14 protein-coding genes are annotated in these 15,948 nt (G+C 68.1%); 2 read left to right on the top strand and 12 right to left on the bottom strand.

Going from position 1 to position 15,948, the window contains the following annotated elements; translation table 11 throughout:
• Positions 1-126: 126 nt before the first annotated feature.
• A complete protein-coding gene (gene ppsA / locus ABE85_RS13745; protein WP_067275446.1) occupies positions 127-2,538 on the bottom strand; it encodes a phosphoenolpyruvate synthase in 2,412 nt (803 codons plus the stop codon).
• A 344-nt stretch (positions 2,539-2,882) separates the two neighbouring features.
• Here ppsA and ABE85_RS13750 point away from each other — a divergent pair, with 344 nt between their 5' ends.
• Together ABE85_RS13750 and ABE85_RS13755 are read left to right on the top strand one after the other, a co-directional pair.
• Positions 2,883-3,704 carry a pyruvate, water dikinase regulatory protein gene (locus ABE85_RS13750; RefSeq protein ID WP_067275451.1) on the top strand — a complete coding sequence of 274 codons (822 nt, stop codon included), beginning with the start codon at positions 2,883-2,885 and terminating at the stop codon, positions 3,702-3,704.
• Positions 3,705-3,719: 15 nt separating this feature from the next.
• Positions 3,720-4,610 (top strand): DMT family transporter, encoded by an 891-nt coding sequence (locus ABE85_RS13755; RefSeq protein ID WP_067275454.1) that lies wholly within the window; start codon positions 3,720-3,722, stop codon positions 4,608-4,610.
• A gap of 46 nt (positions 4,611-4,656) precedes the next feature.
• Here the strand turns inward: ABE85_RS13755 and ABE85_RS13760 are convergent, their stop codons facing one another.
• The 11 genes from ABE85_RS13760 to ABE85_RS13810 form a co-directional block, all read right to left on the bottom strand.
• Complete coding sequence (locus tag ABE85_RS13760) at positions 4,657-5,430, bottom strand: RNA methyltransferase (protein WP_067275461.1); 774 nt, start codon at positions 5,428-5,430, stop codon at positions 4,657-4,659.
• Positions 5,427-6,071 carry a ribonuclease HII gene (rnhB, locus tag ABE85_RS13765; RefSeq protein WP_067275467.1) on the bottom strand — a complete coding sequence of 215 codons (645 nt, stop codon included), beginning with the start codon at positions 6,069-6,071 and terminating at the stop codon, positions 5,427-5,429. Before rnhB ends, ABE85_RS13760 begins: the two co-directional genes overlap by 4 nt.
• Complete coding sequence (gene lpxB / locus ABE85_RS13770) at positions 6,043-7,188, bottom strand: lipid-A-disaccharide synthase (protein ID WP_067275480.1); 1,146 nt, start codon at positions 7,186-7,188, stop codon at positions 6,043-6,045. Before lpxB ends, rnhB begins: the two co-directional genes overlap by 29 nt.
• 18 nt (positions 7,189-7,206) lie before the next feature.
• Positions 7,207-7,998: an acyl-ACP--UDP-N-acetylglucosamine O-acyltransferase gene (gene lpxA / locus ABE85_RS13775; protein ID WP_067275484.1), complete on the bottom strand. Its 792-nt coding sequence runs from the start codon at positions 7,996-7,998 to the stop codon at positions 7,207-7,209.
• A gap of 62 nt (positions 7,999-8,060) precedes the next feature.
• Positions 8,061-8,516, bottom strand: coding sequence for a 3-hydroxyacyl-ACP dehydratase FabZ (fabZ, locus tag ABE85_RS13780; protein WP_067275486.1), 456 nt, complete (start codon positions 8,514-8,516; stop codon positions 8,061-8,063).
• Positions 8,513-9,589, bottom strand: a complete 1,077-nt coding sequence (lpxD, locus tag ABE85_RS13785; RefSeq protein WP_067275488.1) for a UDP-3-O-(3-hydroxymyristoyl)glucosamine N-acyltransferase — start codon at positions 9,587-9,589, stop codon at positions 8,513-8,515. Before lpxD ends, fabZ begins: the two co-directional genes overlap by 4 nt.
• 19 nt (positions 9,590-9,608) lie before the next feature.
• Complete coding sequence (locus ABE85_RS13790) at positions 9,609-10,118, bottom strand: OmpH family outer membrane protein (protein WP_067275490.1); 510 nt, start codon at positions 10,116-10,118, stop codon at positions 9,609-9,611.
• Positions 10,118-12,421: an outer membrane protein assembly factor BamA gene (gene bamA / locus ABE85_RS13795; RefSeq protein WP_157522377.1), complete on the bottom strand. Its 2,304-nt coding sequence runs from the start codon at positions 12,419-12,421 to the stop codon at positions 10,118-10,120. The genes ABE85_RS13790 and bamA overlap by 1 nt, the downstream gene beginning before the upstream one ends.
• A 9-nt stretch (positions 12,422-12,430) precedes the next feature.
• Positions 12,431-13,801 carry an RIP metalloprotease RseP gene (rseP, locus tag ABE85_RS13800; RefSeq protein ID WP_067275492.1) on the bottom strand — a complete coding sequence of 457 codons (1,371 nt, stop codon included), beginning with the start codon at positions 13,799-13,801 and terminating at the stop codon, positions 12,431-12,433.
• 51 nt (positions 13,802-13,852) lie between these two features.
• On the bottom strand, positions 13,853-15,061 hold the full coding sequence (gene ispC / locus ABE85_RS13805; RefSeq protein WP_067275495.1) for a 1-deoxy-D-xylulose-5-phosphate reductoisomerase: 1,209 nt from the start codon (positions 15,059-15,061) through the stop codon (positions 13,853-13,855).
• A 53-nt stretch (positions 15,062-15,114) separates the two neighbouring features.
• Positions 15,115-15,948 carry a phosphatidate cytidylyltransferase gene (locus tag ABE85_RS13810; protein ID WP_067275500.1) on the bottom strand — a complete coding sequence of 278 codons (834 nt, stop codon included), beginning with the start codon at positions 15,946-15,948 and terminating at the stop codon, positions 15,115-15,117.

Genomic DNA, 15,948 nt, shown 5'->3' on the forward strand with positions numbered 1-15,948 from the left:
CGTCAAGCGCCAGAACCCCGCGACCAGCCGTCCCCAACCACTGCCGTCCTTCATCGGTTTTGCCACCGAGGACGGCAATGGAAAACGGCCCCGAAGGGCCGTTGGTGTGGTGGCGTGCGGAGAGGCTCAGCGCTTCGCGAGACGCTGCCAGGTCTCGATGACCGAGTCCGGGTTCAGGGACAGCGAGGCAATGCCCTCGGCAGCCAGCCATTCGGCGAAGTCCGGATGGTCGCTGGGGCCCTGGCCGCAGATGCCGATGTACTTGCCCGTGGCGCGGCACGCAGCGATCGCACGCGAGATCAGCGCCTTGACCGCCGGATCACGTTCGTCGAAGTCGCCCGAGAGCAGCTCCAGGCCGGAGTCGCGGTCCAGACCCAGCGTCAGCTGCGTCAGGTCGTTGGAGCCGATCGACATGCCGTCGAAATGCTCCAGGAACTGCTCGGCCAGGATGGCGTTGCTCGGAACCTCGCACATCATGATGACGCGCAGGCCGTCCTGGCCGCCGTTGGCCGCACGCTTCAGGCCACGCTCCGCCAGCATCTCCACGACCTTCTGCGCCTGCTTCACCGTGCGCACGAAGGGCACCATGATCTCGACGTTGGTCAGGCCCATGTCGTTGCGCACGCGCTTGAGCGCTTCGCACTCCATCGCGAACGCGTCCTGGAACTCGCCCGAGATGTAGCGCGACGCGCCACGGAAGCCCAGCATCGGGTTCTCTTCGTCCGGCTCGTAGCGCGAGCCGCCGATCAGCTTGCGGTACTCGTTGCTCTTGAAGTCGGACAGACGCACGATGACCGGCTGCGGCCAGAAGGCGGCGGCGATCGTCGCGATGCCTTCAGCCAGCTTGTCGACGTAGAAGGCGCGCGGCGACGCGTGTCCGCGGGCCACCGACTCGACCGCCTTCTTCAGGTCGTTGTCGATGTTCGGATAGTCCAGGATCGCCTTCGGGTGGACGCCGATGTTGTTGTTGATGATGAACTCGAGCCGCGCCAGGCCGACACCGCTGTTGGGCATCTGCGAGAAGTTGAAGGCCAGCTGCGGGTTGCCGACGTTCATCATGATCTTCACCGGGCTGTAAGGCATCTCGCCGCGGTGGACTTCGCTGACTTCGGTCTCGAGCAGACCGTCGTAGATGAAGCCGGTGTCGCCCTCGGAACAGACCACCGTCACCAGCTGGCCGTCCTTGAGCTTGTCGGTGGCGTCGCCGCAACCGACCACCGCCGGGATGCCGAGCTCACGCGCGATGATCGCCGCGTGGCAGGTGCGGCCGCCGCGGTTGGTCACGATGGCGCTGGCGCGCTTCATGACCGGCTCCCAGTTCGGGTCGGTCATGTCGGTGACCAGCACGTCGCCGGGCTGCACACGTTCCATCTCGGCCACGCTGTCGACCAGGCGCACCGGGCCCGTGCCGATCTTCTGGCCGATCGCGCGGCCTTCGGCCAGCACGGTGCCGGAACCCTTGAGCTTGAAGCGCTGCTCGACCTGACCCTCGGCCTGGCTCTTCACCGTCTCGGGACGCGCCTGCAGGATGTAGAGCTGGCCGTCGTTGCCGTCCTTGCCCCACTCGATGTCCATCGGGCGGCCGTAATGCTGCTCGATGATCACGGCGTACCTGGCCAGCTGCACGACGTCCTCGTCGGTCAGCGAGTAGCGGTTGCGCTGCTCGACCTCGACGTCGACGGTCTTGACCAGCTTGCCGCTCGCCGCCTTTTCTTCAGGCGTCGAGAAGGTCATCTGGATCAGCTTGGAACCCAGGTTGCGGCGGATGAGCGCGAACTTGCCGCGCTGCAGCGCCGGCTTGTGGACGTAGAACTCGTCAGGGTTCACGGCGCCCTGCACCACCGTCTCGCCCAGGCCGTAGCTGGAGGTGATGAAGACGACGTCCTTGAAGCCGGACTCGGTGTCGATGGTGAACATGACGCCGGCGGCGCCGAGGTCGGAGCGCACCATGCGCTGCACGCCCGCGGACAGGGCCACCTCGCTGTGCGCGAAGCCCTTGTGCACGCGGTAGCTGATCGCGCGGTCGTTGTAGAGCGACGCGAAGACTTCCTTCATCTTGTGCAGCACGTCCTCGATGCCGACGACGTTCAGGAAGGTCTCCTGCTGGCCGGCGAAGGAGGCGTCGGGCAGGTCTTCCGCGGTCGCGGAGGAACGCACGGCGAAGGACGCGTCCGGGCTGTCGGCGGTCAGGGCGGCGAAGGAGGCGCGGATCGCCGCCTCCAGATCGGCCGGGAAAGGCTGCGCTTCCAGCCAGCCGCGGATCTCGGCACCGGCCACGGCCAGCGCGCGGACGTCATCGGTATTGAGGTCGGACAGGCGATTCTGGATGCGGGCATCCAGGCCTTCATGCTTGAGGAATTCGCGGAAGGCGTGAGCCGTGGTGGCGAAGCCGCCGGGCACGCGCACGCCGGTTTCGGCCAGCTGCGAGATCATTTCGCCGAGCGAGGCGTTCTTGCCGCCCACCGACTCGACGTCGGTCATCCTCAGTTTTTCGAAGGGTACGACCAGGGCGGTCGCCTCGAGGCGTGCATCAGACATGGGAAAACTCCGTGATGTTGAGAAACCGGGGCTCCCCGCGCACTCCCGAGCAGGCCGATCGCATCGGCGGCTTCGAGGGAGACAGGCATGACGCGGCGCACGACAGGTGTTGTCGATTCTTGTGGGCGGCGCGAAGCAGCGTTCATGCGGCGTTCAATGCGATGGGCAGGGGCAAGTTGCGGACGATTCTAGTGGGTCGCCGATCTATGATGTAAGCCCCCGTTCGGGGCTGGGCCGAGGCGGAACAACGGCCGAACTTCCCCCTTCGGCATGCGGCATGCCCGATCCGGCGAAGGCTCGCGCACCCCGCCCGGTCCGGTTCCGGCACGACTCAAAGGCCCTCCATGTCCCAGCACACCGTCTTCTTCGTCTCGGATGGCACCGGCATCACCGCCGAAACCTTCGGCAACTCCATCCTGGCGCAGTTCCCGGTGAAGGCCCGTCACGTGCGCCGCCCCTTCATCGACAGCGGCGAGAAGGCCCGCCAGCTGGTCCAGGAGATCAACGAGACCGGCGAACGCGAAGGCGTGCGCCCCATCGTGTTCGCGACGCTGGTGAACCGCGAGGTGCTCAACGTGGTGCGCCAGGAGTGTCAAGGCCTCGTGATGGACATGTTCGGCACCTTCATCGCGCCGCTGGAGGACGAGTTCCGGATCAAGTCCAGCCACCGCGTCGGCCGTTTCTCCGACGTCGCCAAGAGCCAGGAGTACCACGACCGGATCGAGGCGATCAACTTCTCGCTGGCGCACGACGACGGCCAGTCCGCGCGCAACCTCGACTCGGCGGACGTGATCCTCGTGGGGGTCAGTCGTTGCGGCAAGACGCCGACCTCGCTGTACCTGGCGATGCAGCACGGCATCAAGGCCGCCAACTACCCGCTGATCCCCGAGGACTTCGATCGCGGCCACCTGCCCTCGCTGCTGATCCCGCACAAGAAGAAATGCTTCGGGCTGACGATCGATCCGGAGCGCCTGGCGCAGGTCCGCAACGAGCGCCGCCCGGGCAGCAAGTACGCCGACCTCATGAACTGCCACTACGAGGTGCGCGAGGCCGAGACGATGATGAAGAAGGCCGGCATCAACTGGCTGTCGTCGACGCACAAGTCGATCGAGGAAATCGCGACCACCATCCTGCGCGACATCCGACCCGACCGCCTGATGTACTGAGCCCCTCCGCGACCGATGCCAGCAAGCGCGCTCGCCCTGGTCGTCGCGGCCGCGCTGATCCACGCGCTGTGGAACTTCGCGGCCAAGAAGGCGCAGGGCAACCATCACTTCTCCTGCATGACCGCGCTGGGCATCAGCCTGCTGTGGCTGCCCGCGGCGCTCATCGCCGGCTTCGACGAGCTGCCCGACTGGCGCTGGCAGGCCTGGACCGCGACGATCGCCAGCGCCGTCGTGCACCTGGCCTACTTCAACGCGCTGCTCGCCGGCTATCGCGCCGCGGACATGACGGTGGTCTATCCGGTCGCGCGCGGCAGTGGACCGCTGCTGTCGTCGCTGGTCGCGGTGGTGCTGCTGGGGGAGCACCTCGGCGTGGGCGGCGGGCTCGGTCTTGCGGGCGTGGTCGGCGGGATCCTGCTGATGGCGGCGGGACCGACCTTCTTCGCCAAGGGCGCGAACCGCGATCCCGAACTGCATCGCAAGCGCAAGCTGGGCATCGCCTGGGGCGCGCTGACCGGCGCCACGATCGCGACCTACAGCGTGATCGACGGCTATGCGGTGAAGGTGCTGGCCCTGTCGCCCATCCTCTACGAGTACTTCTGCAATGCGCTGCGCCTGCCCATGATCCTGCCGGCGGTGCTGCGCGACCGCACCGGGTTCGCGACCGCACTGCGCCGGCAGTGGAAACACGCGCTGGTCGTCATCGTCGGTGCGCCGACGGCCTACATCCTGGTGCTGTACGCGATGAAGCTGGCGCCGCTCTCGCGCGTCGCGCCGGCGCGGGAACTGTCGATGCTGTTCGCCGCGCTGATCGGCGGTCAGTTGCTCGGTGAAGGCGAGCGCGGATGGCGCATCGCGGGCGCGGTGTTCATTGCGCTGGGGGTCGCGGCGCTTGCGATGGCGAAGTGATCCGCGGCTGACGCGCCGGACGCATCAAACACCTAGTCAGACCCACTCAGACCAGCCTGCGTCGCGTCGATTCGTAGAGGCAGATCGAGGCGGCGCTCGCCACGTTGAGCGACTCCTCGCCGCCCGGCTGAGGAATGCCGACACGCAACGCGCAGCGCTGCATCAGGGCCTCGGCAACGCCCTGCCCTTCGTGGCCCATGACCCAGGCGCAGGGATTCGGGAGATCGGCTTCGTGCAGCAGCGCATCGGCATGCGAGCTCGTCGCCAGCAGCGGGACCTTCAGCGCGTCGAGGTCCTCGACGCTGAGTCCTTCCACCAGATTCAAGCCGAAGTGCGCGCCCATGCCGGCGCGCAGCACCTTCGGCGACCACAGCGCCGCGGTGCCCTTCAGCGCCAGCACCTGCCGGAAGCCCAGCGCCCCTGCGCTGCGCAGGATCGTGCCGACATTGCCCGCATCCTGCAGGCGGTCCAGCACGACGGAATCGGCGTTCGCTTCGATGCGAGGCTGCGTCGGCAGCGCCAGCTCGAAGCCGATCTGCGCCGGCGACTCCAGACCGGACACGGTCTTGAACAGCTCCGGTGAAACGACCAGCACCTTGGGCGCGACGTCGGCCAGCGCATGCAGCGCTTCATCCGCCGCGGCCACGTCGGTGATCAGCGCCAGCGACGGCTTCACGCCGCGTTGCACCGCCGCGCGCACGAGGTGATCGCCTTCCAGCCAGACGCCGCCCAGCTTGCGATAGGCACCGCCGTCCTGCGCCAGTTTGCGCAGGCGCTGCAGGTTCGCGTTGTCACGCGCGGTGATGGACAACCAGCTCATGCGATGCGTGCTTCAGAAAGATCCAGCGTGCGCACCGGCGCGAAGCTCTGGCGATGCCAGGCGGTCGCGCCGTGCACGCGCAGCGCGTCCAGGTGCTCGCGCGTGCCGTAGCCCTTGTGGTTGTCGAAGCCGTACTCCGGATGCTGCGCATGCATCTGCAGGCAGAAGCGGTCGCGGTGCACCTTGGCCAGGATGGACGCGGCGGAGATCGCCGGCACCAGCGCATCGCCCTTGACGATGGCCTCGGCGGGGATGCGCAGCACCGGCAGCCGGTTGCCGTCGACCTGCACGTGCGCGGGCTTGAGCCGCAGGCCCTCGACCGCACGGCGCATCGCCAGCATCGTCGCCTGCAGGATGTTGATGCGGTCGATCTCCTCGACCGTGGCCTCCGCGATGCAGAAGCACAGCGCCTTGGCGCGGATCTCGTCGAAGAGCTGCTCGCGCTTCTTCTCGCTGAGCACCTTCGAATCGTTCAGCCCCTTGATCGGGTTCTGGTCGTCGAGGATCACCGCCGCCGCGACCACGGGTCCCGCCAGCGGGCCGCGGCCCGCTTCGTCCACACCGCACAGCAGACCCTCGCGGACCCATTCGAGGCCCAGTTGCGTCGGAAGCTCAGGCGCCGAGGATTTTCGCGATCGCATCGCCGGCCCTTTGCGCGGTGTTGCAGCGCAGCTGTTGGTGGATCTCGAGGAAGCGCTCGCGCAGCCGCTCCCGACGCGGCGCGTCGTCCAGCCACGCCAGGCCCTCGCGGGCGATGCGCTCGCCGGTGCACTCGTCCTGCAGGCACTCGGGCACCAGCGTCTCGCGCGCCAGCACGTTCGGCAGCCCGACCCACGGCAGCAGCGCCTTGCCCTTCATCCGCCACGCGTTGAACCAGTGCAGCTTGTAGGCGATCACCATGGGCCGCTTCAGCAGCGCCGCTTCCAGCGTCGCGGTGCCGCTCGCGACCAGCGTCAGGTCGCAGGCGGCCAGCGCGTCCTGCGCGCGGCCGTCGACCAGGGTCATCGGCAGGCCCTGGCCGTGCTGCGCCATCAGCGCCTCGACCATGGGCCGCAGCCCCGGCGCGATCGGGATGACGAAACGCAGCGCGGGCCGGGCCTGATGCATGCGCCGCGCCGCGTCGAGCAGCGGCGGGCCGATGTAGTCCAGTTCGCTGCGACGGCTGCCGGGCAGGATCGCCACGATCGTGTCGTGCTCCCCGAAGCCCAGGTCGCGTCGCGCGTCCTCGCGCGGCGGCTCGAACGGGATCTGGTCGGCCAGCGGGTGGCCGACGTAGGTCGACGGGATGCCCGCCTTTTCCAGGATCGCGGGCTCGAACGGGAACAGGCACAGCACGTGGTCCGCGCTGCGCTTGATCGTCTGCACGCGCTCCGGGCGCCAGGCCCAGATCGACGGGCAGACGAAGTGGACCGTCTTGATGCCGGACTCGCGCAGGCGCTGTTCCAGGCCGAAGTTGAAGTCGGGCGCGTCGACGCCGACGAAGATCGACGGCCGCTCGGCGATCAGGCGGTCTCCGAGTTGCCGGCGGATCGCGAGCAGCTCGCGGATGTTCTTGATCGCGTCCCAGTAGCCGAAGATCGACAGCTTGTGGCTGGGCCACCAGGCGTCGAAGCCCTGCACCTGCATCTTCGGGCCGCCGATGCCGGCCGAGCTCAGCTCAGGCCAGCGCGCCTTCAGGCCCTGCAGCAGCAGGCTGGCGAGCAGATCTCCGGAGGCCTCGCCGGCCACCAGGCCCAGTCGAGGATCCGTGGAACTCATGTCGGTCGTCCGGGGCTGTCAGCGGACCAGGCCGCGCTTGGCGCCCGCCAGGAAGTCCAGCATCGCCTGGATGTCGCGCATCGACTCGGCGTCCTGGCCCTGCTTGAGCGCCTCGATGTTCGCGACGGACTGTTCCAGCGTCGTGCCGTCGCGGAACAGCAGCTTGTGGATCTGGCGGATCACGCCGATGCGGTCGTTGCTGAAGCCGCGGCGACGCAGGCCGGTCAGGTTGACCGCGCGCACTTCCAGCGGGTTGCCGTCGACCGTCATGTAGGGCGCGACGTCCTGCGCCACATGGCCCTGGAAACCGATCATCGCGTGCGCGCCGACGTGCACGAACTGATGCACGCCCGTGAGGCCGCCGATGGTCGCCCAGTCGCCGACATGCACGTGGCCGGCCAGCGTCGCGTTGTTGGCCAGCACGCAGTGGTCGCCGACGATCACGTCATGCGCCAGGTGCACGTAGGCCATGATCCAGTTGTCGGAGCCGACGCGCGTGACGCCCTGCTCCTTGAACGTGCCGGTGTTGAAGGTGCAGAACTCGCGGATCGTGTTGCGGTCGCCGATGACCAGCTCCGTCACCTCGCCGCCATGGCTCATGTCCTGCGGCATCGCGCCGATGGACGCGAACTGGAAGATGGCGTTGTCGCGACCGATGGTGGTCCGGCCTTCGATCACCGTGTGCGGACCGACGCGCGTGCCGGCGCCGATGCGCACCTCGGGGCCGATCACCGCGTACGGGCCGACCTGGACGGTGTCGTCGAGCTGGGCCTGCGGGTCGATGATCGCGGTGGGATGGATACGGGCCATGGGCGTCCGGATTCAGCGTCTGTTCAGCAGGGGAGTCGGAGGGCGGGGCGCCAGTGCCTGCCTCAGCAGTCGAGCTTGCGCATGGTGCACATCAGGCCGGCCTCGGCCACGATGTCCGTCCCCACGAAGGCCTTGGCGCCGAACTTGTAGATGCCGGCCTTGGCGCGGTCCAGCGTGACCTCGAGGATCAGCTGGTCGCCCGGCTCGACCGGACGCTTGAAGCGCGCGTTGTCGATGCCGGCGAAGTAGACGACGTGGTTCTCGTCCAGCGTGAAGTTGTAGCTCTCGACCGCCAGCAGCGTGGCGGCCTGCGCCAGCGCTTCGAGGATCAGCACGCCCGGCATCACCGGACGGTGCGGGAAGTGACCGTTGAAGAACGGCTCGTTGATGCTGACGTTCTTGATCGCGCGGATGCGCACGCCCTTCTCCACTTCCAGGACGCGGTCGACCAGCAGGATGGGGTAACGGTGCGGCAGCTTCTCGAGGATGCCGTGGATGTCGATGCGGGTCTCAGTCATGTCGTCTTCTTTTCCAGGGCACGAACGCGCTGGCGCAGCTCATAGAGCCCGCGCAGGGCGGCGGCATTCTTCTGCCACGATGCGGCGTCCTCGAAGGGCCACATGCCGGCGTAGGCGCCGGGCTTGTCGATGCTGTTGCTGATGTTGGCCGTCGGGCCGATCTGCACGCCGTCAGTGATGCGGATGTGGCCGTTGATCCGCGCCGCGCCGGCCACGATGCAGTTGGCGCCGATCTCCGCGCTGCCGGCGATGGCCGTCGCGCCGGCGATCGCCGTGCCCTTGCCGATCTTCACGTTGTGCGCGATCTGGACCAGGTTGTCGATGATGACGCCGTCGGCGATCACCGTGTCGCCCAGCGCGCCGCGGTCCACGCAGGTGTTGGCGCCGATCTCGACACCGTCGCCGATGCGCACCGCGCCGAGCTGCTCGATCTTGACCCACTCGACGCCGGGCGTGCCGTCGGCATGCTTGGTCGGTGCGAAGCCGAAACCGTCCGCGCCGATGACGACGCCGCTGTGCAGCATGGAGCGCTCACCGATCACGCAGTCATGGCCGAACACCACGTGCGGCGCGAACCGCGTGTGCGCGCCGACGCGGGCGTCCTGCTCGACGATCGTGTGCGCGCCGATGCGCACACCGTCGCCCAGCACCGCGCCGGACTCGATCACCGCATGCGGACCCACTTCCACGTCCTTGCCGATCACCGCGTCCGGGGCGACGGTCGCCGTCGGATGGATGGCGGGCGTGGCGCGCGGCTTGCGCATGTTCGCGGCCCACCACTGGGTCAGGCGTGCGAAGTAGAGGTAGGGATCCGGCGCCACGATGCAGCACGCGGTCGTGCCGGCGCCCTGGCGGGCCGCGGCGGCTTCCGCCAGCTTGGGCGACACGATCACGCAGGCGGCCTGCGTGGTCGTGAGCTGCGCTTCATACTTCGGATTCGAGAGGAAGGAGATCGCGTCCGCGCCCGCGTCTTCCAGCGGCGCGATCGCGCGGATCGCCGTGCTGGAGGCACCAACAAGATCGCCGCCCAAGGCGGCGATCAGATCCGAGACCAGAACCTGCTTCGTGGTCACTTGGGGGTCGCTTCCGGCGTCATTTCTGACTGTTGAGCGCGTCGATCACCTTCTTCGTGATGTCCACGCGGGGGCTGGCATGAATCGCGTCCTGAACGATCAGATCGTACTTCTCCTGCTCGAAGATCTGCTTGATGACCTTGTTGGCCTTCTCGACCACGGCGGAGAGTTCCTCGTTCTTGCGCTGGGAGACGTCCTCGTTGAACTCGCGGCGCTTGCGCTGCAGGTCGCGGTCCTGCTCGATCAGCTCGCGCTGGCGGCGACCGCGCTCGGCCTCGCCCAGCGCCGGGCCGTCCTTGTCGAGCTTCTCGGCGGCGCCGCGCAGCTTGGTCTCCAGGTCGACCAGCGCCTTCTCGCGACGGCTGAACTCGGCCTGCAGCTTCGTTTCCGCCGCCTTGGCCAGGTTGGTCTCGCGCAGGATCCGCTCGCTGTTGACGTAGCCGATCTTGACTTCCTGGGCTTGCGCGCCCAGCGTCGCCGCGCCCGTCAGGAGGACGGTGGCGACGATCTGCGACAGCTTGCTCTTCATCAGAATGCAGTCCCGATCTGGAATTGGAATCGCTCGATTCTATCCGTGGGCTTCTTGCGGATCGGCGAGCCGTAGCTGAGCCGCAGCGGACCCATCGGCGACAGCCAGCTGATCCCCGCGCCGGCCGAGGCACGCACGTCACCGAACGTGAGCTTCTCGTCCTGGCCCCACACGTTGCCCGCGTCGAGGAACGCGAACAGACGGAAGCTCTTGTCGTTGCCCGATCCCGGCACCGGCACGTAGAACTCGGTGTTCAGGTTGAACTTGCGGTTGCCGCCGGTGTACGAACCGGTCACGTCGACCGGGCCCAGCGTGCCGGGCTCGAACACCCGCACCGAACCCAGGCCACCGCCGTAGAAGTTCTTGAAGATCGGATACGGCCGGCCGCTCAGGCCCTTGCCGTAGGCGAACTCGCCGTTGACCATCAGCGAGAACTTGCGGCCCAGCGGGAAGAACTCCTGGTACTGCAGGTTGGCGATGGTGTAGCGCGAATCGCCGACCGGGCTCAGTTCCAGGTTCACCCGCTTCATCGCGCCGGCAGTCGGCGTGATCACGGAGTCGCGGTTGTCCTTCTTCCAGCCGATCGTCAGCGGGATCGAGATCGCCGACGAGCCGAACTGCTCGCGGAACAGCCAGTAGCTGTTGGGCAGGCCGGTGCGCGTCGTGATGCGCGTGGTTTCGTAGCCGATGCCGAAGAACACGGTGTCGTCCTCGGAGAACGGCACGCCGAACTTGACCGAGCCGCCGTACGAGGCGAACTCGTATTCCTCGCCGAGGTTGTTGATCGGCTTGACGGTCCGGTAGAACACGTCGATCGCGCGGGACACGCCGTCGACCGTGAAGTACGGGTCCACCGTCGTCACGCCCAGCGAGCGGCCGGTGCTGGCGGTGTTCACCTGGATGCCCAGGTAGTTGCCGGAGCCGAACACGTTCTCCTGCGAGATCGACCCCGACAGCGACAGCTTGCTCGCGCTCGAGTAGCCGGCGCCGATCTGGATGTTGCCGGTCGGGCGCTCGGTCACCGTCAGCGTCACGTCGACCTGGTCGGGCGAACCCGGGACCTCGTTGGTGTCGATCGTGACGTCCTTGAAGTAGCCCAGGCGCTCGACGCGGTCGCGCGAGGCCTTGATGCGGGCGCCGTCGTACCAGGACGATTCGAACTGCCGGAACTCGCGGCGGATCACTTCGTCCCGCGTGCGGGTGTTGCCCGAGATCAGCACGCGCCGCACGTAGACGCGGCGCTGCGGTTCGCCGACCAGCGTCACCGACACCTGGCCGGTCGCGCGGTCGATCTCCGGGCGGCTTTCGACGCGCGCGAAGGCGTAGCCGAAGGTGCCGTAGAGGTCCTGGAAGTTGCGCGTCGTCTGCGCCACCGCCTCGCCGTTGTACGGCTGGCCGGGCTTGAGCGCGATCAGGCGGCGGAACTCGTCGTCGCGGCCCATGAAGTCACCTTCGAGCTTGATCGCGTTGACCGTGTAGGGCTGGCCTTCGTTGATCGTGATCGCGATGCTGATGCTCTGCTTGTCCGGCGAGATCGTGACCTGCGTCGACTCGACGTTGAACTCGAGGTAGCCGCGGTTCAGGTAGTACGAGCGGATCGTTTCCAGGTCCGCGTTCAGCTTGGCGCGGGAGTAGCGGTCGGTCTTCGTGTACCAGGTCAGCCAGCCGGAGGTGGTCTGCTCGAGCAGCCCCGTCAGCGTGCCTTCGCTGAAGACCTTGTTGCCCAGGATGCGGATCTCCGCGATCTTGGCCGGCTCGCCTTCGGTCACCGAGAAGCTGACGTTGACGCGGTTGCGCTCGATCGGGGTGATGGTCGTCGTGACCTCGGCGCCGTACAGCGAGCGGGTCAGGTATTGACGCTTCAGTTCCTGCTCGGCGCGGTCGGCCAGGGCCTTGTCGAAGGGCTTGCCTTCGCCGATGCCCACGTCCTTCAGCGACTTGGTCAGCGCTTCGGTGTCGAACTCCTTCAGGCCGACGAAGCCGACGTTGGCGATGATGGGACGTTCCTCGATCACGATGACGACGGCATCGGTGTCGAGGTTGATGCGCACGTCCTTGAACAGGCCGGTCGCGAACAGCGCGCGCAGCGCGGCGGCGCCCTTCTCATCGTTGTAGGTGTCGCCGATGCGGAACGGCAGCGCCGCGAACACCGTGCCCGGATCGGTCCGTTGCAGACCTTCGACGCGGATGTCCTTGAGGACGAAGGGTTCGGCCGCCCAGGCGGAACCCGCTTGCAGCGCGGTGGCCAGCACCGCCAGTTGGATCACGTGGGGGCGCAGGGCGTCGGGCAGGAATCGGGGCATGCGGAAGCTTCAGTGCAGACCCAGCGTGCGGGTCAGATCGTTGAAAAGGGCCAGGCTCATCATCAGCAGCACGACGGCAATGCCTGCGCGTTGCAGCTGCTTGTGCCACCACTCAGAGACAGGGCGGCCGCTCAAACCCTCGAAAAGATAATACATCAGGTGTCCGCCATCGAGCATCGGCAGCGGCAGCAGGTTCAGCACGCCGAGGCTCACGCTGACGGCCGCGAGGAAGCTCAGGAAAGCAGTCAAGCCGAGGCTCGCCGACTGGTCCGCCGCCTTGGCGATCGTGAGGGGTCCGCTCAGGTTCTTTACCGAAGCTTCACCGATCAACATCCGGCCCAGCGTCTTCACCGTGAGCGCGCTGAGTTCCCAGGTGCGGGTCAGGCCTTGCCGTACCGATTCGATGGGACCGTAGTGCACCATGACGCTCGCCGGACGGGCGTCGAAGCCCGCGCCGATGCGGGCCACGCGCTGCTCGCCGTTGATCTCGACGCGCGGCGTGACCACGCGTTCCAGCTGCTGGCCGTCGCGACGCACGACCACGCGCAGCGGCTCCGGCTGGCCGTCGACGATGGCGCGGCGCACGCGCTGGATGAACCAGGAGACGTCCGGCACCGCCTCGTCGTTGACGCGCAGCACGCGATCGCCGGGCAGCAGCCCCGCGGCCTGCGCGGGCTCGCCGTCGACCATGCGGCCCAGCACCGGTTCGACGAACACGCCGCCCAGGCCGATGCGGCCCATCGTCTTCTCGTCGAAGTCGCGACTCTCCAGCGTGTCGGTGTCCAGGCGCACGGTGCGGCGACCATGGCCCGCCGCGTCGCTGACGCTGATCAGCAGCGGCTGCCGGTCCGCGACGGCCTGCGCCAACTGCCATCCGAAGTCAGGCATCGAGCGGACGTCGTCCCACTCCTGCCCGTCGTTGGACCAGGCCTGCACCCAGTCGCCGGCGCGCAGGCCGGCGCGTTCAGCGAGGCCGCCCGCCGTCGGGGAACCGAGCAGCGCCTTCGGCTCCTCGCGGCCGATCCAGCCGACGACCGCGAACAGCAGCACCGCCAGGATCAGGTTGGCCGCGGGCCCCGCCGCGACGATCGCCGCGCGCTGCCAGAGCGTCTTGCGGTTGAAGGCCTGCGATTGCTGGTCGGGCGCCACCGGGCCGTCGCTCTCGTCGAGCATGCGGACGTAGCCGCCCAGCGGAATCGCGCTGAGCGTGAACTCGGTGCTGTCGGGCGACTTGCGGCGACGAAGCAGCACGCGGCCGAAGCCCACCGAGAAACGCAGCACCTTGACCCCGCAGGCACGCGCCACGCGGTAGTGGCCCCACTCGTGGATGACGATGAGGATGCCCAGCGTGACGAGGAAATAGAGGACTTGGGAAAGCATCGCGGGCGTCCTGGATCGCAGTCTGGGGCGGAGCGGTCGTCGACCGGAGGATCAGACCGCCGCGGCCAGCGCCGCGATCTGCTGTCGCGCCTGCCGGCGGGCGCGTCCGTCGAGCGCCAGCAGGCCCTCGACGCTGTCGACCTCGCCGGCCTCGGGATTCACGGATTCGAGCACCTCGCGGTTGACACGGCAGATGTGATCGAAGCGCAGTCGGCGGTCGAGGAAGGCGGCGACCGCCTCCTCGTTCGCGGCGTTCAGCACCGCGGTGCTGCCCTCGGCCGCGCGCAGCGCCTGCCACGACAGATGCAGGCCGGGGAAGCGGCGCGCGTCGGCCTCCTCGAAGGCGAGGCTGGGCGTCTTCAGCAGGTCCAGCACCTCGGCGCCGGTCGCGATGCGTTCGGGGAAGGCCAGCGCGTACGCGATGGGCACGCGCATGTCGGGCGTGCCCAGCTGGGCCAGGACCGAGTGGTCGCGGCAGACCACCATCGAATGCACGATGCTCTGCGGGTGGATCAGCACCTTGATCTGCTCGGGCTTCAGGTCGAAGAGCCAGCGCGCCTCGATGACCTCGAGCGCCTTGTTCATCATGGTCGCGGAGTCGACCGAGATCTTGCGGCCCATCACCCAGTTCGGATGGGCGCAGGCCTGCTCAGGCGTGACGTCGGCGAGCGAGGCCGGATCGCGTTGGCGGAACGGACCGCCGGACGCGGTCAGCACGATGTGATCGATGCGTTGCGCCCAGGTCGAGCGGTCCTCCGGCAGGCACTGGAAGATCGCCGAGTGTTCCGAGTCCACCGGCAGCAGCGTCGCGCCGCCCTCCGCGACCGCGCGCATGAACAGCGCGCCGCCGAGCACGATGGCTTCCTTGTTCGCGAGCAGCAGCCGCTTGCCCGCGCGCGCCGCGGCCATCGCCGGCGGCAGGCCGGCGGCGCCGACGATCGCGGCCATGACGGCATCGACGTCGGGATGCGCGGCGACCTCGCTCAGCGCGGCCATGCCGTCGAGCACTTCAGTGCGGGACCCGGCGTCACGCAGCTTCGCGCGCAGTTGCGCGGCGAGCGCCGCATCCGGCAGCACGGCGAAGCGCGGCTGGAACTGCACGCACTGCGCGGCGAGTTCGTCGACGCGGCTCATCGCCGACAGGGCGAAGACACGGTAACGGTCCGGGTGGCGTGCGATCACGTCCAGCGTGCTGGTGCCGATGGATCCGGTGGAACCCAGCACGCAGACCTGCTGCGGGCGGTGGAAGTGGTCGGTCATCGCAGGAGGTCTCGCGGCGGTCCCGGGATCAAGGGAAGGATCAGGGGAAAGGATCAGAGGGAAGTCAGCGCCAGGGCCAGCGGCAGCACGGGCAGCAGCGCGTCGACGCGGTCCAGGACGCCGCCGTGGCCGGGCAGCAGCTGGCTGCTGTCCTTGGCGCCGGCGGCCCGTTTGACCAGGGATTCGAAGAGATCGCCGACGACGCTCATCGCCGACAGGAAGACCAGCGCCAGCAGCGACACGACACCGACGCGCTTCACCAGCACCGTGTACAGCGACGCCGAGTCGACAGGCACGCGCACATCGATCACATGGACCCAGATGAAGCCCAGCACGATCACGCCGACCAGGCCGCCGATCGCACCTTCCCAGCTCTTGCCCGGGCTGATCGCCGGCGCGAGCTTGCGCTTGCCGAAGGCCTTGCCGGAGAAATACGCGGCGATGTCGGCCATCCAGACCAGGCACATCGCCGACAGCAGGAAATTGATGCCGCGCTGCCGCGCGACGATCAGCGCGAGCCAGGCGGCCCACAGCAGCACCGCGCCGAGCACCAGTCTCAGCACCGGCGACAGCTTCGGCCAGCCGGCGACGCCGACCGCGAGCGCGCGTACGCCACCCAGCACCCAGATGCCACCGGCCAGCCACCAGCACCAGGACGGCACGTTGAAGCCGACGAGCCAGAACGTCGCCGCGCAGGCGGCCGCGAGCACGGCGCCGAACGCGAGCGCCGCCACGCCGGGCTTGCCGTTCAGCCGGGACCATTCCCAACCGGCCGCCGCGATCATCACCAGCGTCAGCAGCGCGAACCACATCGGATTCGACGCGAACAGCGCCGGCAGCAGGATCGCCAACAGCACCAGGGCCGTGATCACGCGCTGGATCAGCAT

The sequence above is a fragment of the Mitsuaria sp. 7 genome, assembly GCF_001653795.1.
Classification (GTDB): domain Bacteria; phylum Pseudomonadota; class Gammaproteobacteria; order Burkholderiales; family Burkholderiaceae_C; genus Roseateles.

Excerpts from the sequence above, each read along its gene's own strand:
- ABE85_RS13790 (WP_067275490.1), bottom strand. The coding sequence starts at position 10,118 with ATGAAGAGCAAGCTGTCGCAGATCGTCGCCACCGTCCTCCTGACGGGC.
- ABE85_RS13755 (WP_067275454.1), top strand. The coding sequence starts at position 3,720 with ATGCCAGCAAGCGCGCTCGCCCTGGTCGTCGCGGCCGCGCTGATCCAC.
- lpxA (WP_067275484.1), bottom strand. The coding sequence starts at position 7,998 with ATGGCCCGTATCCATCCCACCGCGATCATCGACCCGCAGGCCCAGCTC.
- rseP (WP_067275492.1), bottom strand. The coding sequence starts at position 13,801 with ATGCTTTCCCAAGTCCTCTATTTCCTCGTCACGCTGGGCATCCTCATC.
- bamA (WP_157522377.1), bottom strand. The coding sequence starts at position 12,421 with ATGCCCCGATTCCTGCCCGACGCCCTGCGCCCCCACGTGATCCAACTG.
- lpxB (WP_067275480.1), bottom strand. The coding sequence starts at position 7,188 with ATGAGTTCCACGGATCCTCGACTGGGCCTGGTGGCCGGCGAGGCCTCC.
- ABE85_RS13750 (WP_067275451.1), top strand. The coding sequence starts at position 2,883 with ATGTCCCAGCACACCGTCTTCTTCGTCTCGGATGGCACCGGCATCACC.
- ABE85_RS13810 (WP_067275500.1), bottom strand. The coding sequence starts at position 15,948 with ATGCTGATCCAGCGCGTGATCACGGCCCTGGTGCTGTTGGCGATCCTG.
- ppsA (WP_067275446.1), bottom strand. The coding sequence starts at position 2,538 with ATGTCTGATGCACGCCTCGAGGCGACCGCCCTGGTCGTACCCTTCGAA.
- fabZ (WP_067275486.1), bottom strand. The coding sequence starts at position 8,516 with ATGACTGAGACCCGCATCGACATCCACGGCATCCTCGAGAAGCTGCCG.
- rnhB (WP_067275467.1), bottom strand. The coding sequence starts at position 6,071 with ATGCGATCGCGAAAATCCTCGGCGCCTGAGCTTCCGACGCAACTGGGC.
- ABE85_RS13760 (WP_067275461.1), bottom strand. The coding sequence starts at position 5,430 with ATGAGCTGGTTGTCCATCACCGCGCGTGACAACGCGAACCTGCAGCGC.
- ispC (WP_067275495.1), bottom strand. The coding sequence starts at position 15,061 with ATGACCGACCACTTCCACCGCCCGCAGCAGGTCTGCGTGCTGGGTTCC.